Below are 22,087 nucleotides of genomic sequence, written 5' to 3' on the forward strand. Positions count from 1 at the left end.
AAAGAAAAAGGGCCGGAGCTTTCGCCCCGGCCCTCTATCCTGCGATAATGCCCGAAATCAGACGCGCATCGGCATCAGCACGTAGAGCGCGGGGCTCTTTTCATCCTGACGGATCAGCGTCGGCGCCCCGGCGTCAGCAAGGTGCAGTTCCACCGTGTCGCCGTCGATCTGACCAAGGATGTCCTTGAGATAATTGGCATTGAAGCCGATCTCGAAACCATCCGACGAATAGTCCGCCGGTACTTCTTCCGCAGCCGTGCCGTTGTCGGGCGAGGTGACCGAAAGCGTCACGCGGTCCTGCTCCAGCGCCATCTTCACCGCGCGGGTCTTTTCGGTGGCGATGGTCGCCACGCGGTCCACACCTTCGAAGAAGCTCTTGGGATCGATGCGGAGCAGCTTGTCATTCCCGGTCGGGATGACCCGCGTGTAGTCCGGGAACGTGCCGTCGATCAGCTTGCTGGTCAGCACAACGCCGTGCTCGCCGCCCAAAGTGAAGCGGACCTTGCTGGCCGAAAGATCGACCAGCACATTGGTATCGAGCGCTTCTTCGAGAAGCTTGCGCAGCTCGCCCACGCACTTGCGGGGCACGATCACGTCCGGCATGCCCTCGGCGCCGTCGGGACGGGCCAGGGTGAAGCGGGCAAGGCGGTGACCGTCGGTGGCGGCAGCCTTCAGTTCCTCGTCCGAGACGTGGAGGAAGATGCCGTTGAGATAGTAGCGCGTTTCCTCGGTCGAAATCGCGAAGCGCGTGCGGTCGATCAGCTGCGCCAGCGTTGCCGCCGGAATTTCGAAGCTGGTCGGCAGCTCGCCCTCGGCGATCATCGGGAAATCGTCGCGCGGCAGCGTCGGCAGCTGGAAGCGGCTGCGCCCGGCCTTCACCACCATGCGGTTGTCGGCCGCATCGAGGCTGACCTGGCTACCGTCCGGCAGCTTGCGAGCGATGTCGAACAGGAGGTGGGCGGAAACCGTGATCGCGCCGGCCTGCTCTACCGAGACCGCGCCAAGGGTTTCCACCACCTGCAAGTCGAGGTCGGTCGCCATGATGCGCAACGACCCACTGCCCGAAGCCTCGATCAGTACGTTCGAGAGAATGGGAATGGTATTGCGCCGCTCGACGACGGACTGCACGTGACTGAGGCAGCGCAGGAGCGTGGAACGTTCGATGGTGGCCTTCATGTCAGCCTCAGGTCCCCCTTGGTCGGGCTTGGGACACCCCCGCGAAGGCGGGAGATCCCGAATTTCAGGACGAATATCTCTAGCGTACGTAAGGCTTGCGGCAAGCGAGTAATGCCCCCTGAAAGGCGAAACTGGGGATAAATCGGGGGTTTCTCGTGACTTTTCGCCCCGGCGCCGCAGCCCGCCGCATTCCGGCGCCCCGATGACGCTCGCCGCTTGCCCCCAAGACGCGTTCGGAGCATGTTCACAAGTACCCCCAGCCACGCCGAAATCGTGGGAGACGAACCACTTGTCTGACCATCTGCGCATCGAACGCAAGGATGAGAGCGGCGAAATTCGCCCGATCACCCTGCCTGAATGGAAAGAGGCCGTGATCGGCATCGAAGGCGTGCGGCTTGCCGATGGTGACGCCAACGCGCTCAATCCGGTTACCCGCGAGTGGGTCGTCATGCCGAACCGTGGCGGCGATGTGGAAGTCTGGCGCGATGGCTATGGCGGCTGGCTGCGTGCGCTCTGGTGGTCGCCCAACGGCACCGTGAGCTTTGCAGCGCCTGATCCCGAACCGGACGGCCACTCGATCCTTGCCGTCGCGCGCGATCTCGCCGGAAAGCTGGGCGCGGATATCGTGAGCGCGGACCGCACCGTTCACGATTAGGATTCGAGCATTTTCCCGAGACAGATCGACTGCGGCCGATCCGCATAGCGGCCATACGGTGCGATCTCGACATAGCCGTGACGCTCGTAGAACGAGACCGCACGGGCGTTGACGCGCCGGGTGGAGAGGCATGGCGCGCCATAGCCATCGGCGCGCGCGGCAGCTTCGAGATGGGACAGAATCGCCGCGCCGCTACCGTGTTCGGCATACATCCGCTTGATCTCGGCCACATCGCCTTCGAGCGGCCGATAGGCGCCGCAACCGATCGCGGCGCCATGCTCATCCCGCGCGATCACGAAAAGCGCGCGGGACAGGAGCACGTCGGCCGGATCGAAGGAGGACGTACCGCCATCGCCGGTGATGGCGTTCAGCGCCTGCGAAAGACGCTCCATCACCGAAACGGCATGGGGATCGCGCGGATCGCAGGGCTCAACCCTGACCATCCGCGCCAATCTCAAGGTCATGTCAGACCATCACCATGCCGCCGTTGACGTGGATCGTCTGGCCGGTGACGTAGCCCGCTTCCTTCGAAGCGAGGAATACGGCGGCAGAGGCGATGTCCTCGCCCTCGCCCATGCGGCCCATCGGGATGCGGCCGTTGAGCGCGTCCTTCTGCGCGTCGGGCAGAACGTCGGTCATCGCGGTGCGGATGAAGCCCGGGGCGATGCAGTTCACGGTAACGTTGCGGCTGGCGAGTTCCTGCGCGAGGCTCTTCGACATGGCGGTGATGCCGCCCTTGGCCGCGCAGTAGTTCATCTGGCCGGGGTTGCCGGTGGTGCCGACGACCGAGGTGACGTTGATGATGCGGCCGAAGCGCGCCTTCATCATCGGCTTGGTCACGGCGCGCATCAGGCGGAAGGTCGATTCGAGGTTGATCTTGATGACCTGATCCCACTCCTCGTCCTTCATGCGCATGGCGAGGTTGTCGCGAGTAATGCCGGCGTTGTTGATCAGGATGTCGATCTTGCCCAGCGATTCGAGCGCGGCAGGGACCAGCTTCTCGACCTGCTCGGCATCGCCGAGGTTGCAGGCGATGGCAACGTGGTCGACGTCCTGCAGGTGCTGCGGGGTGTGCTCGTCCAGCTCGTCGCGGAAGGCGCGCAGCTTGTCGGCATTCGAGCCCGAGATGGCAAGGCGCGCCCCCTGCGCGGCGAGCGCGCGGGCAACGGCGGAACCGATGCCGCCCGAGGCGCCGGTGACGAGGGCGGTCATTCCGTTGAGGTTGAACATCTTTTCAAAATCTCCGTGAATCGCCTGCCTGAACGGCAGCGACGGCCCGCTGAACGGCGCCTTTCTTCAAACCTTCAGGGCCGCCGGGTCAAGCCCGGCGCGCCGATCAGAGCCCCAATCAGAGGCCTTTAGCCAGTTCCTCGATCTCGGCCATGGTCACGGCGGAGATCACCTCCACCTCACCGGCCGAACGCTTGATCATCGGACCGAGCACCTTGCCGCCGAGTTCGACGAAGGTCTCGACGCCAGCCTCGCGCATGGCGATCGCGCTTTCGCGCCAGCGGACGCGGCCGGTGACCTGCTCGACCAGCAGGCGCTGGACTTCGGCGGGATCGGTGACCACCGAGGCGGTGACATTGGCGAACAGCGGCACGTGCAGGCTGCCCGGCGGAGTCTTGCCCAGCGCCTCCGCCATGGCATCGGCTGCGGGCTGCATCAGCGGGCAGTGGAACGGCGCCGAAACCGGCAGCAGCACGCCGCGCTTGATGCCGTGGTCCTTCACCAGCGCGATGGCGCGCTCGATGGCTTCCTTGTGGCCGGAGATCACGACCTGCGTGGGGTCGTTGTCGTTGGCGACGGTGCAGACCTGACCTTCGGCAGCGGCTTCGGCCAGCGCCGTGGCCTTTTCGATATCGGCGCCGAGCAGCGCCGCCATGGCGCCAAGACCGACCGGAACGGCCGCCTGCATCGACTGGCCGCGCAGCTTCAGCAGGCGCGCGGTGTCGGCAAGGCTGAAGGCACCGGCGGCGCAGAGCGCGGTATATTCACCCAGCGAGTGACCGGCGACGAAGTCCGCCTTGTCGGCGAGCGAGATGCCGCCTTCCTTCTCCAGCACGCGCAGGACGGCGATGGCATTGGCCATGATCGCCGGCTGGGCGTTCTCGGTAAGGGTCAGTTCCTCTTCCGGGCCCTGCGTCATGATACGGAAGAGATTCTGGCCGAGCGCGTCGTCCACTTCCTGGAAGACTTCGCGCGCAATGGCGCTGGCTTCGGCGAGTTCGGCGCCCATGCCGACTTTCTGGCTGCCCTGTCCGGGGAATACGAATGCACGCATGTGGCGGCTCCTCCTGTCCGGCGGGTTAGCGGATGCGCCCTGCCGATTTGCGATTCGAACGTGGCGCGGCGGGTTATTGACCTTAGTGTCTCTCGGCAAGCCCGAAGGGAACGATGCGGTTCATCGCGTCATGCCCGATATCGGCGCTGCCGAGGTAGGGGATCGAGTGATGCGCGCACCAGTGGCGGGCGATTTCCTCGGCTTCGATGCCGAACGGACGGTCATTTTCGGGCACGTCGCTGACCCGGCCGAGGCGCAGGCCGGCCACGCCGCCGAGGTGCGCGGTCAGGTGAAAGAACAGCCGGTCCACGGCATAGAGATACTCGGAAACTTCCTCCACCAGCACGACATGCTTGGCCAGCCCCGGCATCAGGCGGGTGCCGCAGAGCATCGACAGCGTCATCAGGTTGAAGGCGACGCGCGGATGATCGTCGCCGGTGGGTTCGACGCCGGAAGCATCGCCAGTAAGCCAGCGTAATGCGCGGCGCACCGCTTCTGCCCCGCCCTCGCGCCGGATATCGGCCAGCATCGGCCCGTGAACCGGCTTGCCGATCCGCGCACGATAGAGCCCGCCAAGCAGGTAGCCCGCATCGGAATAGCCAAGGAAAGTCTTCTTCTGTGCGTCATGCGTGAATTTCGCGATAGCGCTTTCGGCCACGCGGCAGGCGCCGTAGCCGCCCCGCGCGAACCACACTGCGTCCACCGAGGGGTCGTTGGCGCATTCCACCAGGGCCGCGATCCGCCGCGCGTCGCTGCCGGCGAAATGGCCTTCCACTTCGAAGCACTGATCGTGGATCGCAAGCTCCACGCCGGGGAACTCTTCTGCCGCCAATGCGACGACGGCCTCCGCATCCTCGCGGGTGATCGGGGTGGACGGTGCACAAACTGCGATACGGGTCATGGCTCCTTCCTATCGAGGTTGTCAGGACGAACAAGGCCGCATACCGAAGCGTCATGACTTCCGAGCATCACGACCTCACTTCACATCCCTGGTTCTTCTGCGGCATCGGCGGATCGGGCATGTTGCCGCTCGCGCTGATCCTCAAGGGGCATGGCGCGCAAGTAGCGGGCTCGGACCGCAGCCGCGATCAGGGCCGTACGCCCGAAAAGTTCGCCTGGCTGGAAAGCCTCGGCTTCAACCTGCACCCGCAGGACGGCAGCGGCATTACCGGCGCGGCGCAGACATTGGTCGCCTCGGCAGCGGTGGAAGACACCGTTCCCGAAGTGGTCCGCGCGAAGGAATTCGGCTGCCCGCGCATGAGCCGTGCGCAGCTTCTGGCGACTTTGTTCAATGCCGCGCCTTTCGGCATTGCCATCGGCGGCACCTCGGGCAAGTCGACCGTCACCGGCATGACCGGCTGGATCATGACCCACGCGGGCCGCGATCCCACGATCATGAACGGTGCGGTGATGAAGAACTTCGCTTCGCCCGATGCGCCTTTCGCCAGCGCCCGGGTGGGTGAGGGCGACGTCTTCGTGTCGGAAGTGGACGAGAGTGATGGGTCCATCGCGCTCTATCGCCCCAAGGTCGCGGTGCTGGGCAATGTCAGCCTCGACCACAAGAGCCTTGAGGAACTGCGCCAGCTTTTCGGCGATTTCCTCGGCTGCGCGGAAGTTTCGGCGATCAATCTCGACGACGCGGAATCGGCCGCCCTCGCCCCCCATGCAAATGCGCTGGTGACGTTCGGGATCGTTTCGCCGGATGCGCAGATCACTGCGACGGATATTGTGGAAGAGCCGATTTCGCTGACCGCAACGGTCGTGGATCGCCGCGACGGTTCTGCCCACGCGCTGGCGCTCAAGGTGCCGGGCCGCCACAACCTCTACAACGCGCTCGCCGCCATTGCCGCCGCCAATGCCGCGGGGGTTTCTGCGGCCGAGGCGGCCGAGGCACTGGGCAGTTTCGTCGGTCTGGCGCGCCGGTTCGACATCGTCGGCACCTCCCCCTCAGGCGTGACGGTGATCGACGATTTCGGCCATAATCCGGATAAGGTCTCGGCCACGCTCGCCACGCTCAAGGCACACGAAGGCCGGGTAATCGCCTTCTTCCAGCCGCATGGTTACGGCCCGCTGCGCCAGATGGGCCACGAACTGGCCGAAGTCATCGCGGCGAAGCTGGGTCCGGACGACGTGACGATCCTGTGCGATCCGGTCTATTTCGGCGGCACGGTGGACCGCTCGCAGGGCAGCGAGCGCATCGTCGGCCTGATCGAAGCAGCCGGTGGAAAGGCGGAGTATGTCGCCGCTCGCGAGGACTGCGCCCGCCGCATTGTCGAGATCGCCAAGCCCGGAGACCGCGTGGTGATCATGGGCGCGCGCGACGACACGCTGACGGTATTCGCGAAAGAACTGCTCGCGGCGCTTCCCTGATCGCCGATCAGTGCGCCTTACCGCGCACTTTGGCGATCAGATGCACGATCAGCGCGATCACGCCGCCCAGCAGGAGCCCGACCACGGCCGAAGCCAGCGCATAGCCCAGCCAGCCGAGCACACCGCCCAGCGGCCCGCCCAGTACCGTGAGCCAATGCTGGAAGCCGTGCGCCAGATGCGCCGGAGCAGGAACGCCCAGTTGCTCAAGGCCGTGGAGGATGATCCCGCCGCCGACCCACAGCATCGCCACCGTGCCAACCGAGGCCAACACGGTCAGCACATTGGGCATGCCCTGCACCAGCATGCGGCCCACGGCCTGCGTGCCCTTCCCTTCCTTCCGGGCGAGGTGGAGGCCGATGTCGTCCATCTTCACGATCAGCGCCACTGCGCCATAGACGCCCGCCGTGATCAGCACGCCCACCAGCGCCAGCGCCACCGCGCGCGTCACCAGCGAACTGTCGGCGACTTCGGCAAGAGCGATGGCCATGATCTCTGCCGAAAGGATCAGGTCTGTACGGATGGCGCCGGAAACGCGCAGCTGTTCGAACGTCGTCGCGTCCTGAACGGGACTTTCCAGCGTTTCGCCGTGCTTGGCGCCGCCCAGCTTCTCGATCACTTTTTCCGCGCCCTCGAAGGCGAGATAGCTGCCGCCCAGCATCAGGATCGGCGTGATGAGCCAGGGCAGAAACGCGCTCAGCACCAGAGCAATCGGCAGCAGGATGAACAGCTTGTTGCGCAGCGATCCCTTGGTGATCTTCCAGATGATCGGCAGTTCGCGATCGGGCGTGAAATCGGTGACGTAGCCCGGCGTCACCGCCGCATCGTCGATCACCACGCCGGCCGCCTTGCTCCCGGCCTTGGCCACGCCCACCCCCACGTCATCGAGCGAGGCGGCGGCAGCACGCGCGATCACCGCAACGTCATCGAGCAGGGCAACGAGGCCGGAAGGCATTGGAAGAACAATCCTTGGTCGGTTGAACAGAATTCCCAAGCCATGCGGGGGAATTTTTCACCGATCAAGCAATTCCGGCAAAAACCTCGCCAATGAAGGGGTTTGCGGCCTTTCGTGGTGGCCGCCGCCGCGCTTCCGCAAGACCGATCGCCATTGCTCCCCTCACACTGCCCTTAACGGCGTTCGATGCCCACCGTTCTCTCCCCTGTCCGGAACGAGCCTCGACGGTGACTTTCAACGTACTGAAACTGGGGAACAATCATGTCGGTCATCAACACGAACATCAGCGCCATCCGCGCCTCGAACGCATCGATTGCCGCCAACGCGGCGCTCGGCACCGCGATGGAACGCCTCTCCACCGGCAAGCGCATCAATTCCGCCAAGGACGATGCCGCAGGCCTTGCCATCTCGACCTCGATGAGCTCGCAGATCCGCGGCATGAGCCAGGGCATCCGCAACGCCAACGACGGCATATCTCTGGCGCAGACCGCCGACGGCGCGCTGGACGAAGTGGCCAACATGCTCCAGCGGGTCCGCGAACTGGCGATCCAGTCCGCATCGGGCACCTATCAGGACACCGACCGTGACGCGATGCAGCAGGAAGTGTCCGCGCTGACCGACCAGATCGGCGACATTCTTTCCACCACCACGTTCAACGGCAACAAGCTGTTTTCCACCACCTCCGGCTCGGACGTGACATTCGACATCCAGACCGGTTCGAACTCCGGCGAAAAGGTTACGCTCACCTCGGTCGCCATCGACGGCACCGATCTCGACGCCACGGCGCTGGACGTTTCAACCAGCACCGCCGCCTCGAACACGCTGGACCATGTCGACGATGCGCTGAAATCCCTGAACGTCAACCGCGCCTCGCTCGGCGCCGGACAGAACCGGCTGGAATCGGCAATCAACAACCTGACCAGCAATGTGACCAACCTCTCCGATGCCCGCTCACGGATCGAGGATGCCGATTACTCCGTTGAAACCACGCAGATGGCCAAGGCGCAGATCCTTTCGCAAGCCTCCACCGCGATGATCGCGCAGGCCAATCAGGCCCAGCAGAACGTCCTCACGCTTCTGCGCTGAACGGTTCCCCAGCGGGATCCCTGAGGTCCCGAAAGCACCCGGCGGGCAGCGATGCCCGCCGGGTCGTCTTTGCTCTCAGAACTCGACGTCGAGTTCCTCGATATCTTCCGGCTCTGCCTTGGCGGCGGCCAGCCACTCGGCCATTGGCGCCCAAACGGCGATGGTCTCGCAATAGGCGCGGCACAGGTCGTTCATCGGCACGGCATAGCTCAGGAAGCGGCGCGTGACCGGCGCATACATGGCATCGGCCACGGTCGGCTCGCTCCCGAACAGATAGGGACCGCCGTAGATCTCGATGCATTCCTGCCAGATTGCCTCGATCCGCTCGATATCCGGGCGCGCCCCGGAAAAGATCGGGAAGCTTTCATGCACCACCTTGAGGTTCATCGGCAGCGCCGAGCGCAAGTTGGTGAAGCCGGAATGGATCTCGCCCGAGATCGAGCGACAGTGCGCCCGCGCGATCGGATCCTGCGGCAGCATTCCCGCGCCGGGGTATTTCTCGTTGAGATATTCGGCGATCGCCAGCGTATCCCACACGCTGGCGCCCTCATGTTCGAGACGCGGCACCAGAACCGAGGGCGAGAGCAGCAGCAGCTCCGCGCGATTGGCCGCATCGTTGGCGACCACTTTCTCCTCCACCTCGATCCCCGCAAGGCGGCACAAGAGCCAGCCACGCAGCGACCAGGCCGAATAGGTCTTGCTCGAAATCGATAGCTGGGCGCTTCCCGACTCGCTCACCGCCGTCTCCGCATAATGTGCTTTTGCTTGCATCAGCTTATGATGCAGCGCAGCATGAATCCAGCACCGATTGCGCCTCGAAACGAATCGCGCGCGAAACCGCGGCAGGGAAAGACCACGCATGCTCTACCAGGCGTACCAGGCCTATTCGGACCTGCTCGAACTCCCCCGCTGGGCCGCGCGCAACACCGTCGAGATGCGGGACCGCTACTTTGGCGGAGCCCACGATCAGCCCTGGTTACGCCGCTTTTTCGCGCTTTCGGAGACCTTCGAGAAGGCCACGATCACCCACGCGCGCCCGGCCTACAACATTACCTCGGTACTGAGCGGCAACCGCGAGGTCGCCGTGCGTGAGGAAGTGGTGGTGGACCTGCCCTTCGGCAACCTTCTCCACTTCGCCAAGGACGATGTTGCAGCGCCGCAACCGAAGATGCTGGTCGTCGCCCCGCTCTCCGGCCACTACGCGACCCTGCTGCGCGATACCGTGTTCACACTGCTGAGCGATCACGACGTCTACATCACCGACTGGAAGAACGCGCGCGACATCCCGCTGAGCCAGGGTCACTTCGGCTTTGACGACTTCATCGACTATGTAATTCACTTCCTGCAGGAACTGGGCGACGCCGACGGCAAGCGCGGCGCGCATGTGCTTGCGGTGTGCCAGCCCTGCGTGCCGGTGCTGGCGGCCGTCGCGCTGATGGCGCAGGACGACGATCCCTGCCAACCCCGCTCGATGACGTTGATGGGCGGCCCTATCGACACCCGCGAAAGCCCCACCAGCGTCAACGAACTGGCCACCGAACACCCCTTCGCCTGGTTTCAGGACACGATGATCGAGACGGTGCCGTGGCGCCACAAGGGCGCCGGCCGCAAGGTCTATCCCGGCTTCATCCAGCTCTCCGCCTTCATGTCGATGAACCTGGGCCGCCACTTCGGCCAGTTCCGCAAGCTCTATCAGGCGCTGGCCGATGACCGGCAGGCCGATGCCGACAAGATCGAGACGTTCTACGAGGAATATCTCGCCGTACTGGACCTCACGGCCGAATTCTATCTCGAAACGATCGACAAGGTGTTCCAGCGAGCGCTGCTGGCCAAGGGCGAACTGGAGCACCGGGGCCGCAAGGTCGATTGCGGTGCGATCCGCAAGACGGCCCTGCTCACTGTCGAGGGCGAGCGGGATGACATCTGCGCGGTGGGCCAGACGGCGGCGGCGCACTTCCTGTGTTCCAGCCTGCGGCCGCATCTGAAGCGGCACCACCTCCAGCCCGGCGTGGGCCATTATGGCCTGTTTGCCGGGTCGCGCTGGGAAACGCAGGTTTACCCGCAAGTGCGCAACCTTGTTCTGGCGGTGAGTTAGGGCGGCAGGGAGTAATTCGAGCGCTTAATCCATCTGTTGCTTCCGTTACGCGAGATCTGTCTTTCCGGAATCGCCGTTGTGCCCGCCCAATTGTTGCCCCGTTTCTCGACGAAGCTGCTCTTCGAACAATGAGCAGGATGAGCATGGCGACTGCCCTTACCCTATGTGAAACCCCGGCGGACACGATCCGGGATGCGATCTTGCGCCCACTGGCGGCCTTCAATGCCGAGAACGGTTACCCCCCAGACCCTCAACCCGTCGCCATCACCCTCACTGGCGAAGATGGCGCGATCATCGGAGGCCTATGGGGCAAGACTGTTTATGATTGGCTCTTCGTTGACTACCTTGTCGTGCCGACTGCACTAAGGGGGCAAGATTTAGGCGCGCAATTGTTGGCATCGGCGGAAGAACTCGCGATTGAGCGAGGGTGTGTAGGGTCCTGGTTGACCACTTTCACTTTCCAGGCGCGGGGGTTTTACGAGAGGCTCGGATACGAGGTGTTTGGCACGCTCGATAATTCGCCACGTGACAATGTCCGCATTTTCCTTCGCAAGCAACTGAAACCGGCCTGACTGTTTCCCGCAATTTTGGCCATTTCAAGCAATGCTTCCGCGCCGGAAACAGACATCGATATTTCCGCTCATTCAACCATTTTCCGGATCCCGCTCAGGCTGAGCTTGTCGAAGCCCTCGGCGGCGTAGCGCGGTGCTGCCATCCTTCGACAGGCTCAGGATGAGCGGTGTGGAGAGCGAATAGGTACGATTGGCCGATCAAAACACAGCGCAAGCGGCGCGATGGATCCTGAAACAAGTTCAGGATGACGGGGCGACCAAAGCTTTTTTCCGCTCATTCAACCATTTTCTCGATCCCGCTCAGGCTGAGCCTGTCGAAGCCCTCGGCGGCGTGGCGCGGTGCTGCCATCCTTCGACAAGCTCAGGATGAGCGGTGTGAAGGGCGCGCAGGTGTGATTGGCCGCTCAAAACACGGCGCAAGCGGCGCGATGGATCCTGAAACAGGTTCAGGGTGACGGGGGTTTGGAGGCGGCGAAAGCTTTCCATCGGGCGCCCAGAAAGACGTGCCATTTCTCGCCCACCCTATTGCGCGGCAATGGCAATGGATTACACATTTGCGCCGTTCAATTGGGGGAAATTCAGGTGCATCTGGGCAAAGTCTCGCGGGCCGTTCTGGCCTGCGCCATCGTTGCGGCTATTCCGTCTCCGGCCTTTGCGGGCGAGACCGTTCTCTACCAGCCCTCGCCCGCCTGGGTGAAAGTCGCCGCTCTGCCTGCCGCCACCGGCTCCGACACGGCGCCCATCGCCATCTACGATTCGCAGCAGAAGGTCGAAGGCGGCCAGCTTTGGCGCTATAACGATACGGCGGTACGGATCGCTTCTGCCGAGATGCTCGCCCAGTTCTCTACCGTCGCCGCGCAGTGGTCGCCCGATCAGGGAGACCTCATCATTCACGAGATCTCGATCGTGCGCGACGGCGAGACTATCGACCTCCTCAAGGGCGGCATGAAGCTCGACGTGCTGCGCCGCGAGGAATTGCTCGAACAGCGCCAGCTCACCGGCGTACTTAGCGCCACGGCCGCGATTCAGGGCCTGCGCGTGGGCGATCTGTTCCGCCTGCGCTATTCCAGCACGCAGCATGACAAAGTGCTAGGCGATCACGTGCAGGCCATGGCCGTCCTCCCCGTTCGCCCCTTGCGGATCGGCACCGGGCGCCTGCGCGTGATCTGGCCGGTGGCGGAGAACGCCAAATGGCAGATCCTCACCAAGGACAGCCCGGCAGCCCCGGTCCGCCATGGCGACACCATGGAACTGGAAGTGCCGCTGCCGCTGGCCAAGCAGCCCGAAATGCCGGCCGACGCACCCGCGCGATTCCGCCCTCTGCCGCTGTTCGAATTCTCCACGTTCCGCGACTGGCCTGAGGTTTCGCGCACGTTCGCCCCGCTCTACGCGGCGCACGGGCTTATTGCCGACGGCACGCCGCTGGCCGCCGAGGCGGACAGGATCGCCGCCGCCTCGACCGATCCGCTGACGCGTACGCAGGCCGCGCTCCAGCTGGTGCAGGACAAAGTGCGCTATCTCGCGGTCCAGATGAACGGCGGCAACTATACGCCGCAGAAGCCGGAGGAGACCTGGCAACTGCGCTACGGCGATTGCAAGGCCAAGACCCTGCTTCTGCTGGCCTTGCTTGACCGGCTGGGCGTGGAGGCCGAGGCGGTGACCGCCAGCGCCACAGGCGGCGCTTTCGACCTGCCGCGCCGCCTGCCCAGCGCCGCCGTGTTCGACCACGTGCTGGTCCGGGCGAAAGTGGGCGGACAGAGCCTCTGGCTTGACGGCACCGGGCTCGGTTCGCGGATCGAGGACATCCATGACACGCCCGATTTCGGCTACGTCCTGCCGCTGCGTACGGCCGGTGCCGAGCCCGAACTGATCGAGACCCACGCCAACGCGCGGCCGACGCTGGAGCTGGAGGCAGACTATGACGAGAGCACCAGCCTCGATCTGCCGGCGGTCGTTACGGCCAAAGTCACGCTCCACGGCGCGCAGGCGCTCGGCATCGGGCTAGCCGCCAATTCGCTCGATCCCGAGCAGCGCGACGACATGGTCCGCAGCCAGCTTACGCGCGTGCTTGGCCAAGGTCAGTACCCCGAGGTTTCGATCGAAACCTCGACCGACAATGCCACCATCGTGCTCAAGGGGCGCGGCATCGTCACCACCGTGTGGAGGCCGCGCGACCGGCTGATGCAACGGCGGATGGAAAGCATGCTCGCCGACTTCTCCTTCATTCCCGACCGTGCCCGCGCCGAATGGCGGCAGCTTCCGGTGGCGACGACGCAGCCCGTCAGCATGGTCTATCATGTGCGGATCAAGCTGCCTGACGGCGGCAAGGGCTATACGCTCCAGGGCGCGAACGACATCGACGCATCGGTCGGCGGATCGCGCTTCACCGGCCATGCGGCGCTCACTGGCGGCCTGTTCTCCTATGACGAGCGACAGGACGCTTCGGGGCAGGAAGTTCCCGCGGACCGGATCGCCGCCGACCGCGCGCAGCTCGCCAAGGCGCAGGCGCAAGTCCCGCAAATCGTCGCCCCCGCCAATGCCACGCGCCGCTGGGATCTCACTCCGGCCGCCAAGGGCACGACGCAGGCCGCCGCCATCGACGGCATCTTGACCAAGGCCATGGCGGCCAAGGAGCCCAAGCCGGATCCCTGGATCGCACGTGCCAGCGTGCGCCGGGGCATCGGTGACTATAAAGGCGCGCGCGAGGACCTGACCCACGCCATCGCCCTTTCGGCGGATGCGCCCTCCTATCTCGAACGCGCCGAGGTCAACCGCGCGCTGGGCGACGTGCCCGGTGCCATGGCCGATGCCCGCAAGGCGCAGGAACTCGATCCTTCGGACAGCGCCTCCGCCGATCTCGTTGCCACGCTGCTGGCACTGGAAGGCAAGACCGACGAAGTTCGCGAACTGATCGACGAGAAGATTGCGCTGGGCGGCGACGAACTGCGGTTCTGGCAAATGTCGAAAGTCGAGAAGCTGGGTCTCTATGCCGATGCGACCGAGGCGCTGTCGATGCTGGACACGTTGATGACGCAGAGGCCGCAGAGCCCGGACCTGCTCAATCTGGCCTGCTGGATCAAGGGCATGCGCGGGGTCGAGGTGGAAAGCGCGGTTCGCCAGTGTTCCAGCGCGGTCGAACTGGCCGCCAGCCCGGTCGGCCCGCTCGACAGCCGGGCGGTGATCTGGTTCCGGCTCGGTCGCTATGACGATGCCCTGCATGACCTCGATGCCGTGATCCTGGAGGCGCCGACCCAGGCCGAAAGCCGTTACATGCGCGGCATCGTCCTCGCCCGCCTTGGCCGCGCGGCCGAGAGCCGGGACGAAATCGCCGTTGCCCGCCGGCTGGATCCGGGCGTGGATGCGCTCTACACGAAGCTCGGGATCAAGCCCTGAGCGCCCGTTTCGCTTCGCACGCCTCCGGCATCGGCCGGGGGCGTGCGGTCGGATAGAGCTTGCATTTCCCGGCCACCCCGCATAAGGGCGCGCCTTCCGACCGTGCCGCATGGCCGCTCGGGAAGGACGAAAGCCGGAGGGGCCCCGCAATCCCGCGGACAGCCAGCGATCGGTTAGATTAGAGAAAAGGAAGTGCCGTGGCTCTTTACGAGCACGTGTTCCTGGCACGCCAGGACCTCAGCCAGGCGCAAGTCGATACGCTTGCCGCCACCGCCACCGAGATCGTCGAGTCGAACCAGGGCAAGGTCACCAAGACCGAGACCTGGGGCCTCAAGAATCTCGCCTACAAGATCAAGCGCAACCGCAAGGCGCACTTCGTGATGCTGAACATCGAAGCTACCGGTGACGTTGTCGCCGAGCTCGAGCGTCAGACCGCGATCAACGAAGACATCATCCGCTGGATGACCGTCCGCGTCGACGAGCACGAAGGCGGCCCCTCGGTCATGATGCGCAAGAGCGATCGCGAGCGTACTCGCCGTCGCGAACGTGAAGGAGCCTGATCCATGGCACGTGCATTCTTCCGCCGCCGCAAGTCGTGCCCGTTCTCGGGCAAGAACGCTCCGGCCATCGACTACAAGGACGTGCGTCTGCTTCAGGGCTTCATGTCCGAGCGTGGCAAGATCGTTCCCAGCCGCATCACCGCGGTTTCCGCAAAGAAGCAGCGTGAGCTGAGCCAGGCGATCAAGCGCGCCCGGCACATCGGCCTCCTGCCCTACATCGTCAAGTAAGGGGGACGAACCTCATGGATATCATCCTCCTCGAACGCATCGAGAAGCTCGGCGCCATTGGTGACGTCGTTTCCGTCAAGGACGGTTACGCACGCAACTACCTGCTGCCGAACAAGAAGGCGCTCCGCGCCAACGAGCGTAACAAGCAGGTCTTCGAGACCAACCGTGCGAAGATCGAAGCCGAAAACGCTGAGCGTCGTTCGGCTGCCGAGCAGCACTCGGGCGACGTCGAAGGCAAGCAGGTCGTCCTGATCCGCGCTTCGTCGAACTCGGGCCAGCTCTACGGTTCGGTTTCGGTGCGCGACATCGTCGACGCCCTGAACGCCGATGGCGCCAAGGTTGCGAAGAACATGATCGTTCTCGAACGCCCGATCAAGACGATCGGCGTGTTCGACGTTCGCGTGAACCTGCACCCCGAAGTCGCCGTCACCGTCAAGGTGAACGTCGCTCGCTCGCCCGACGAAGCCGACCTGCAGTCGCAGGGCGTCGACGTCATGGCCGCGATGTTCGAACAGGACGTCTCGGGCTTTACCGAAGCCTACGACCCGAACGCCGAACCCGGCGAAATCGCGGTCGAAGAAGCTGCGGTGGAAGGCGAAGAGGAAGCCTGAGCTTCCCCTTCTGCTTGACCAAGCGTTTCGAAAGGCCCTCGCTCCTCACGGAGCGGGGGCCTTTCTCCTTTGTGCGGACCTGACGATGACCGACCCCACCGATCTGCGCCCCGGCTATGCCACCAATGCCGAATTGCGCGCGGCGTTGCTGGCGCTCAACAATGCCCATGCGGTCGAACTTTCGCTGGCCGACGCGGCACGGATGGAGCTACTGGTCGAGCGCGCCTTCGTGGCGGCGCGGATTGGCCGGAATGCCGGAACGCTGGACGCAGCGCTGATCGCCTTCGATCAGGATGCGGACTACGACAGCGCCAATTTCCAGTGGTTCCGCGCACGTTACCCGCGCTTCGTCTATGTCGATCGCGTGGTCACCGCGCCGGAGGCACGCGGGCGCGGGTTTGCCCGCAAGCTCTACGCCCATCTCTTCGAGCGAGCCCGCGCCGCCGGGCATGAGTGCGTGGTCTGCGAAGTTAATTCCGACCCGCCCAACCCGGTCAGCGAAGCCTTCCATCAGGCGCTCGGCTTCGAACCCGTGGGCGAGGCGCTGCTGGAGAACGGAAAGACTGTGACCTATCTGATGCGCATCATAGATTGATGCGCGCGGAGGCGCGGAGACGCGGAGGAATAGCGCCGGCGGCAAAGCCGCACTCATACTCGCGGCACGCGCAAAACGCTGACGACACATACTGAAGGCGCCCATGGCGCACCAGAAATCCTCCGCGCCTCCGCGTGAAACCTTCCCACGCAAACACCCCAATCCAATCGCCCGGCCCGACTATTGCACTGCAATACGAATCGCGTAAGTGTGGGCGATGGAAACGATCGAAAGCACGATCGCGGAACTGGTCCGCGTTTACGAAACCGCCGTCACCACTCTGAAGGCCGATATCGCCGCCTTTGTCGAGAACGGCACACTCCCCCCTGTCGAACGCCGCGAAGCACGCGCCTGGTGCTATCCCGAGCTGCGCATCACCTATCATGGCGTCGAGCGTGGTTCGCTCTACAGCCGCTCGTTCGGACGGCTGAACGACATCGGCACATACGTCACCACGATCACGCGCCCGCGGCTCTTCGCAGACTATCTGCACGAACAGCTCGGCCTGCTCCACGAAGACTATGAGATCGCCATCGAAGTGGGCCGCTCCACGCAGGAGATCCCCTTCCCCTATGTGCTCGACGGCATCGGCATGGGCAGCGTGACGCCGCAGGAACTGGCAGCGCACTTCCCGACCACCGAACTCGCCATGATCGGTGACGAGATCGCCGACGGCACCTTCATGCACCCGCAGAACGAGCCGCTGCCGCTGGCCCTGTTCGACGGGCTGCGCACCGACTTCAGCCTCGCGCGCCTTCAGCATTACACCGGCACCAGCGTCGAGCACTGCCAGCGCTTCATCCTCTTCACCAACTACCACCGCTACGTGGACGAGTTCGTGGACTGGGCGGGCCGGCAGATCGGCACCGATGGCTACACCGCGCTTTCTGGCGCGGGCGGGCTCTATCTCGACACGCCGGTCGACAATGCGCGTGAACGCCTGTCGGACACTGCGTGGCGCCGCCACCAGATGCCGGCCTATCACCTGATCCGGCCGGACAAGTCGGGCATCACGCTGGTCAATATCGGCGTCGGCCCCTCGAACGCGAAGACCATCACCGATCACCTCGCGGTCATCCGCCCGGAGGTCTGGCTGATGATCGGCCACTGCGGCGGCCTGCGCGAAGGCCAGCGCATCGGCGACTATGTGCTCGCCCACGCCTATCTGCGCGACGATCACGTGCTTGACCGCGTGCTGCCGCCGGAAATCCCGCTGCCTGCCATTGCCGAAGTCCAGCAGGCCCTTGCCAGCGCGGCCGAGGCGGTGAGCGGCGAAGGCGGCGCCAATCTCAAGAAGCGCATGCGTACCGGCACCGTGGTCACCACCGACGACCGCAATTGGGAACTGCGCTACACCGAATCCGCGCACCGTTTCAGCCTCAGCCGCGCCATCGCCATCGACATGGAAAGCGCCACGATCAGCGCGCAGGGCTACCGCTTCCGCGTTCCCTACGGCACCCTGCTCTGCGTTTCCGACAAGCCGATCCATGGCGAACTGAAGCTGCCGGGGCAGGCCAACCGGTTCTATGAGGAAGCCATCGCCAGCCACCTCAAGATCGGCCTCCAGGCCTGCGACCTGCTGCGCGCCGAGGGCGAGCGCCTGCACAGCCGAAAGCTGCGCGCATTCAACGAACCGCCGTTCCGTTAAACAGCCGCGGTTCGCCGCCGGCCCATCACCAAGACACGAATGAGCCGCCGTTTTCGTCATGAAAGCGGCGGCTTTTCGTTGTACGGCTCTCCGGCGGACCAGCGCAATCAACCATCGCATCACCACAGAGTGGTATAATTATATTCCATAATATACGATATTATTGACACATTTTGACTTGATTGATGCTCAAACAACCAATAATCGAGATATAACCCTTCAAGAAAAGAACATGAAATTCCATTTCAATTGTATTTCTTTTGAATTTCGAATTTTTCATCTTCTTTTCTTGATCTGAAATAGTTGTGGCAGTTCTACAACTAACCCTGAATCAATCAAACACAACTACTGATCTCGCATGACAAGCGTGGGACTCCCGCGCAGACACCCTTTCCTGATTTCGACGCGCACACCCCTCTCCCGCGCCGAAATCCGCAATAGGGAGTAATCAATGACATCCGAGATGAAGCGCCTTCTTCTGGCGTCCACGCTCCTCATGGGTCTGCCGGTCGCAGCTCAGGCCCAAGACACTGCCGCCACTTCCGGCAATGAAACCGACGCCGGTGCCGATACGGGCGCCATCGTCGTCACCGGCTCGCGCCTGTCCAGCGCCAATCTCGAACAGGCCGCGCCGATCATGGCGGTGAGCCGGGAAGAGATCAAACTGACCGGACAGGTCAATGTCGAGAACATCCTCAAGGACCTGCCGCAGGTACTTCCGGGCGCAACCGCATCGTCGAACAATCCCGGCGGCGGCGTCGCCACGGCGGACTTGCGCGGCCTTGGCGCGGTGCGCACGCTGATCGTCGTCAACGGCCGTCGCTACGTTTCCTACGACACCAACCAGGTGGTCGACCTGAACACGATCCCCACCGCGCTGATCGAGCGCGTGGATGTGGTCACCGGCGGCAAGTCGGCAGTCTACGGCTCGGACGCGGTCAGCGGCGTGGTCAACTTCGTGACCAAGCAGGACTATGACGGCGTGCAGGCCAACGCCAACTACCGCCTGACCGGACAGGGCGACGGCGCGCAGTATGGCGGCGGCCTGCTGGTCGGCAAGAACTTCGCGGACGGGCGCGGCAACATCACGCTCTATGGCGATTACATGCGCCGCAATCCGATCCTCCAGTCGGCCCGCAAGTACACCGCGACGACCCAGACCGAAGACGGCGCTGGCGGCCTGACGGCCGGTGGTTCGAGCTACATCCCGCAGGGCGCGATCTCGCTCGACGGCAACCGTTACATGTTCAATCAGGACGGCAGCTACCGGGACTATACCTCGGCAGATGCTTATAACTACGCCTCGGAAAACTACCTTCAGGTCCCGCAGAAGCGCGAACTGCTGTTCGGTCAGGCCCACTTCGACGTCAGCGATCACCTGACGATCTATGGCGAGGGCCAGTACGTCCACAACCGCGTGAAGAACCAGCTGGCGCCGACACCGCTCTCGGGCACGTACGAGATCGACACCAATAGCTCGTTCCTCTCGGCGGACTCGCAGGCGCTGCTGAAAAGCTACGATACCGATGGCGACGGCTACACGTCCGCTTCGGTCTATCGCCGCCTCAACGAAGTGGGCAACCGCATCTCGGTGATGGACAGCAAGGCCGTTCGCGGCCTGATCGGCGCGCGCGGCAATATCTCGGGCGACTGGAACTACGACGCCTACTTCAGCTACGCCCGCACCCGGCAGGTGGAGCACCAGTACGGCAACGTCTCGGCCAGCCGCGTCCAGCAGGCGCTGATGACCACGCGTGACAGCGCGGGCAACCTCGTCTGCACCGATACGAGCAACGGCTGCGTCCCACTCAACATCTTCGGCGCAGGCAACATCAGCCAGGCGGCGGCCGACTTCATCTCGATCGACACCGTCAACCGCTCGACCATCACCGAGAAAGTCGCCAGCGGCGCGATCACCAACAATTCGCTGTTCGACCTCGGCGCCGGGCCCGCAGGTCTGGCGCTTGGTGCCGAATACCGCAACGAACACGGCAAGTTCGAACCCGACGCAGCGCTCTCCTCGGGCGACGTGATCGGCTTCAACGCCTCCGGCCCGACTGCGGGCGGCTATAACGTCAAGGAACTCTTCGCCGAGATCGACGTGCCGCTGCTGGCGGACAAGCCGTTTATCGACCGTCTGGCATTCAACGGCGCCTATCGCTTCTCCGATTACTCGACGGCAGCGGGTCAGGTCGGCACGTTCTCGGCCGGTCTTGTCTGGGCACCGGTCAAGGACATCAGCCTGCGCGGGCAATATTCGCGCGCCGTTCGCGCGCCGACGGTTGCCGATCTCTACAGCGGCAGCATCGGAAACTACGAGACGGCAAGCGACCCCTGCGCCACCAGCGCGGCGCTTTCCAATGCCACGCTCAACGCCAGCTGCATCGCCTCGGGCGTTCCGGCGGGCAAGATCGGCAACTTCACCACCGATCCGCAGATCCTCAGCTACAACGCGGGCAACAGCGCACTGCGTGAGGAAACCGCCAATACCTGGACGTTCGGCACGGTGATCCAGCCCCGCTTCATTCCGGGCTTCTCGCTGACGGTCGATTACTACAACATCAAGATCGACAACTTCATCACCACCGCGACTACCAACAACATCGTCGGTGCCTGCTACGGCACTGCCGCCAATGGCTGGACGCCCTACAACACCGACTATTGCTCGCTACTGCCGCGCGATCCGACGAGCTACAACATCAACGGCGCCATCGACAACCTGACCAACTCCGGCGGTGTGAAGACCGACGGCATCGACTTCGACGCGCGTTACACGATCCCGCTCGCGTTCGGCGTCAATGACGAGAGCAAGCTGGACCTGCGCTTCTCGGGCACCCGCCTGATGAGCTGGAAGTTCACGCCGATCGCGACGATTTCGGATATGTCGTATGACTGCGCCGGCAAGTTCGGCCTGCTCTGCGGCAACGTCTACGCCAAGTGGCGCCTCAACAGCCGCGTGACCTGGTCGACCGAGGGCAAGACCCTGTCGCTTGCCTGGCGCCACCTGTCCCCGGTCAAGGACGACGACGTATCGACCGACTACAGCGTCGAAAAGATCAAGGCGTTCGACTACTTCGACCTGGCAGCCTCGATCGACGTGGCCAAGCAGTTCACCTGGTCGGTGGGCATGAACAACATGTTCAACAAGAAGCCGCCGATCCTTGGCGACAACCAGGAGCAGGCGAACACTTATCCATCCACGTACGATGTCTATGGCCGCACGCTCTTCATGAACGTGACTGTCGACTTCTAAGAGTGAAAAGAGGGGAGCCGGGTCCGTCCGGCTCCCCGATTTCGCGGTCTTTCATGAACCGCAGATGACATCTTTCGTTGCACGACGGACAATGCCGCGTCATCCTCTCAAAAAAATGAAAAGAGAGAGGATGACAGCACCGATGAAGACGGCACACGTGCGACTATCGATTGCAGGCCTGCTTGCTCTGGCGGGCACAGGTTGTTCCGAACTCAAACCCGCTCACGAAATGGGCGCTTGCTGGAACGTCAACACCACCTCATCGGGTCCGGTGCAGGGTCAGGGCGTGCTGGTTGCAGGCGTGGACGGCTTCTCGCTTCAGGCGCCGGATTGTGACGACAAGACCGGGCGGAACCGCTTCGAACTCTCGCGCGATGCGTCTGGCCAGCTAAGCACGCTGCTCGGCAAGCACCCGCGCGCCGTCACGTTCCGCTTCTCCGGCCATATCCTGCCGCGCTCGGGCCATCAGTCGCTGTGGATCGGCACACTGAGCAACATCGCCGCGAACAGCAGTCCGCCGAAATGGATGCCGGGAATGCAATGACGGCAGCGGCCCAGAAAGGCTGATAGATGCGGCGCGGGAGCCCATGCTCCCGCGCCGCATTCGTT

Annotated in this window: 20 protein-coding genes; 13 read left to right on the forward strand and 7 right to left on the reverse strand. The window is 63.9% G+C overall.

What is annotated here, in order from left to right:
- Window positions 1–57 precede the first annotated feature (57 nt).
- Window positions 58–1,176 (reverse strand): DNA polymerase III subunit beta, encoded by a 1,119-nt coding sequence (gene dnaN, locus AC1VVK_RS03610; protein WP_132385649.1) that lies wholly within the window; start codon window positions 1,174–1,176, stop codon window positions 58–60.
- Window positions 1,177–1,465: 289 nt separating this feature from the next.
- Here dnaN and AC1VVK_RS03615 point away from each other — a divergent pair, with 289 nt between their 5' ends.
- The gene (locus AC1VVK_RS03615) at window positions 1,466–1,831 is read left to right on the forward strand and encodes a hypothetical protein (protein WP_132385650.1); all 366 of its coding nucleotides are present in this window, start codon (window positions 1,466–1,468) and stop codon (window positions 1,829–1,831) included.
- On the opposite strand, the gene AC1VVK_RS03620 is transcribed toward AC1VVK_RS03615, so the two are convergent.
- The 4 genes from AC1VVK_RS03620 to AC1VVK_RS03635 all read right to left on the reverse strand — a co-directional run bounded on the left by AC1VVK_RS03620 (window position 1,828) and on the right by AC1VVK_RS03635 (window position 5,016).
- Entirely contained in the window at window positions 1,828–2,295 is a 468-nt protein-coding gene (locus tag AC1VVK_RS03620) for a GNAT family N-acetyltransferase (RefSeq protein ID WP_482904416.1), read from the reverse strand. The two genes, AC1VVK_RS03615 and AC1VVK_RS03620, sit on opposite strands and share 4 nt — an antisense overlap.
- A 1-nt stretch (window position 2,296) precedes the next feature.
- Entirely contained in the window at window positions 2,297–3,061 is a 765-nt protein-coding gene (fabG, locus tag AC1VVK_RS03625) for a 3-oxoacyl-[acyl-carrier-protein] reductase (protein WP_482904417.1), read from the reverse strand.
- A gap of 118 nt (window positions 3,062–3,179) precedes the next feature.
- Window positions 3,180–4,115, reverse strand: a complete 936-nt coding sequence (gene fabD, locus AC1VVK_RS03630; RefSeq protein WP_482904418.1) for an ACP S-malonyltransferase — start codon at window positions 4,113–4,115, stop codon at window positions 3,180–3,182.
- Between the two features lie 82 nt (window positions 4,116–4,197).
- On the reverse strand, window positions 4,198–5,016 hold the full coding sequence (locus AC1VVK_RS03635) for an LD-carboxypeptidase (RefSeq protein WP_482904419.1): 819 nt from the start codon (window positions 5,014–5,016) through the stop codon (window positions 4,198–4,200).
- A gap of 53 nt (window positions 5,017–5,069) precedes the next feature.
- On the opposite strand from AC1VVK_RS03635, the gene AC1VVK_RS03640 reads away from it, so the two are divergent.
- Window positions 5,070–6,485: a glutamate ligase domain-containing protein gene (locus AC1VVK_RS03640; RefSeq protein ID WP_482904420.1), complete on the forward strand. Its 1,416-nt coding sequence runs from the start codon at window positions 5,070–5,072 to the stop codon at window positions 6,483–6,485.
- 7 nt (window positions 6,486–6,492) lie between these two features.
- Here the strand turns inward: AC1VVK_RS03640 and AC1VVK_RS03645 are convergent, their stop codons facing one another.
- Window positions 6,493–7,437 carry a DUF808 domain-containing protein gene (locus AC1VVK_RS03645; protein WP_482904421.1) on the reverse strand — a complete coding sequence of 315 codons (945 nt, stop codon included), beginning with the start codon at window positions 7,435–7,437 and terminating at the stop codon, window positions 6,493–6,495.
- 261 nt (window positions 7,438–7,698) lie between these two features.
- On the opposite strand from AC1VVK_RS03645, the gene AC1VVK_RS03650 reads away from it, so the two are divergent.
- Window positions 7,699–8,523: a flagellin N-terminal helical domain-containing protein gene (locus tag AC1VVK_RS03650; RefSeq protein ID WP_482904422.1), complete on the forward strand. Its 825-nt coding sequence runs from the start codon at window positions 7,699–7,701 to the stop codon at window positions 8,521–8,523.
- 75 nt (window positions 8,524–8,598) lie between these two features.
- On the opposite strand, the gene AC1VVK_RS03655 is transcribed toward AC1VVK_RS03650, so the two are convergent.
- A complete protein-coding gene (locus AC1VVK_RS03655; protein WP_482904423.1) occupies window positions 8,599–9,294 on the reverse strand; it encodes a glutathione S-transferase in 696 nt (231 codons plus the stop codon).
- Between the two features lie 88 nt (window positions 9,295–9,382).
- On the opposite strand from AC1VVK_RS03655, the gene AC1VVK_RS03660 reads away from it, so the two are divergent.
- From AC1VVK_RS03660 to AC1VVK_RS03705, 10 genes are all read left to right on the forward strand, one after another.
- Window positions 9,383–10,618, forward strand: coding sequence for a polyhydroxyalkanoate depolymerase (locus AC1VVK_RS03660; protein ID WP_132385658.1), 1,236 nt, complete (start codon window positions 9,383–9,385; stop codon window positions 10,616–10,618).
- Window positions 10,619–10,761: 143 nt separating this feature from the next.
- A complete protein-coding gene (locus tag AC1VVK_RS03665; protein ID WP_482904424.1) occupies window positions 10,762–11,190 on the forward strand; it encodes a GNAT family N-acetyltransferase in 429 nt (142 codons plus the stop codon).
- Window positions 11,191–11,772: 582 nt separating this feature from the next.
- Window positions 11,773–14,583, forward strand: coding sequence for a tetratricopeptide repeat protein (locus tag AC1VVK_RS03670; RefSeq protein ID WP_482904425.1), 2,811 nt, complete (start codon window positions 11,773–11,775; stop codon window positions 14,581–14,583).
- Between the two features lie 197 nt (window positions 14,584–14,780).
- On the forward strand, window positions 14,781–15,143 hold the full coding sequence (gene rpsF / locus AC1VVK_RS03675) for a 30S ribosomal protein S6 (RefSeq protein WP_132385661.1): 363 nt from the start codon (window positions 14,781–14,783) through the stop codon (window positions 15,141–15,143).
- Between the two features lie 3 nt (window positions 15,144–15,146).
- A complete protein-coding gene (gene rpsR, locus AC1VVK_RS03680) occupies window positions 15,147–15,371 on the forward strand; it encodes a 30S ribosomal protein S18 (protein WP_021232952.1) in 225 nt (74 codons plus the stop codon).
- Window positions 15,372–15,385: 14 nt separating this feature from the next.
- The gene (rplI, locus tag AC1VVK_RS03685; protein ID WP_132385662.1) at window positions 15,386–15,982 is read left to right on the forward strand and encodes a 50S ribosomal protein L9; all 597 of its coding nucleotides are present in this window, start codon (window positions 15,386–15,388) and stop codon (window positions 15,980–15,982) included.
- A gap of 85 nt (window positions 15,983–16,067) precedes the next feature.
- Window positions 16,068–16,577, forward strand: a complete 510-nt coding sequence (locus tag AC1VVK_RS03690; RefSeq protein ID WP_482904426.1) for a GNAT family N-acetyltransferase — start codon at window positions 16,068–16,070, stop codon at window positions 16,575–16,577.
- Window positions 16,578–16,794: 217 nt separating this feature from the next.
- Window positions 16,795–18,225: an AMP nucleosidase gene (locus AC1VVK_RS03695; RefSeq protein WP_482904427.1), complete on the forward strand. Its 1,431-nt coding sequence runs from the start codon at window positions 16,795–16,797 to the stop codon at window positions 18,223–18,225.
- Between the two features lie 463 nt (window positions 18,226–18,688).
- On the forward strand, window positions 18,689–21,478 hold the full coding sequence (locus AC1VVK_RS03700; RefSeq protein WP_482904428.1) for a TonB-dependent receptor: 2,790 nt from the start codon (window positions 18,689–18,691) through the stop codon (window positions 21,476–21,478).
- A gap of 142 nt (window positions 21,479–21,620) precedes the next feature.
- A complete protein-coding gene (locus AC1VVK_RS03705; RefSeq protein WP_482904429.1) occupies window positions 21,621–22,022 on the forward strand; it encodes a hypothetical protein in 402 nt (133 codons plus the stop codon).
- Window positions 22,023–22,087: the final 65 nt, after the last annotated feature.

It is taken from the genome of Novosphingobium sp. BL-S-32 (assembly GCF_056857055.1).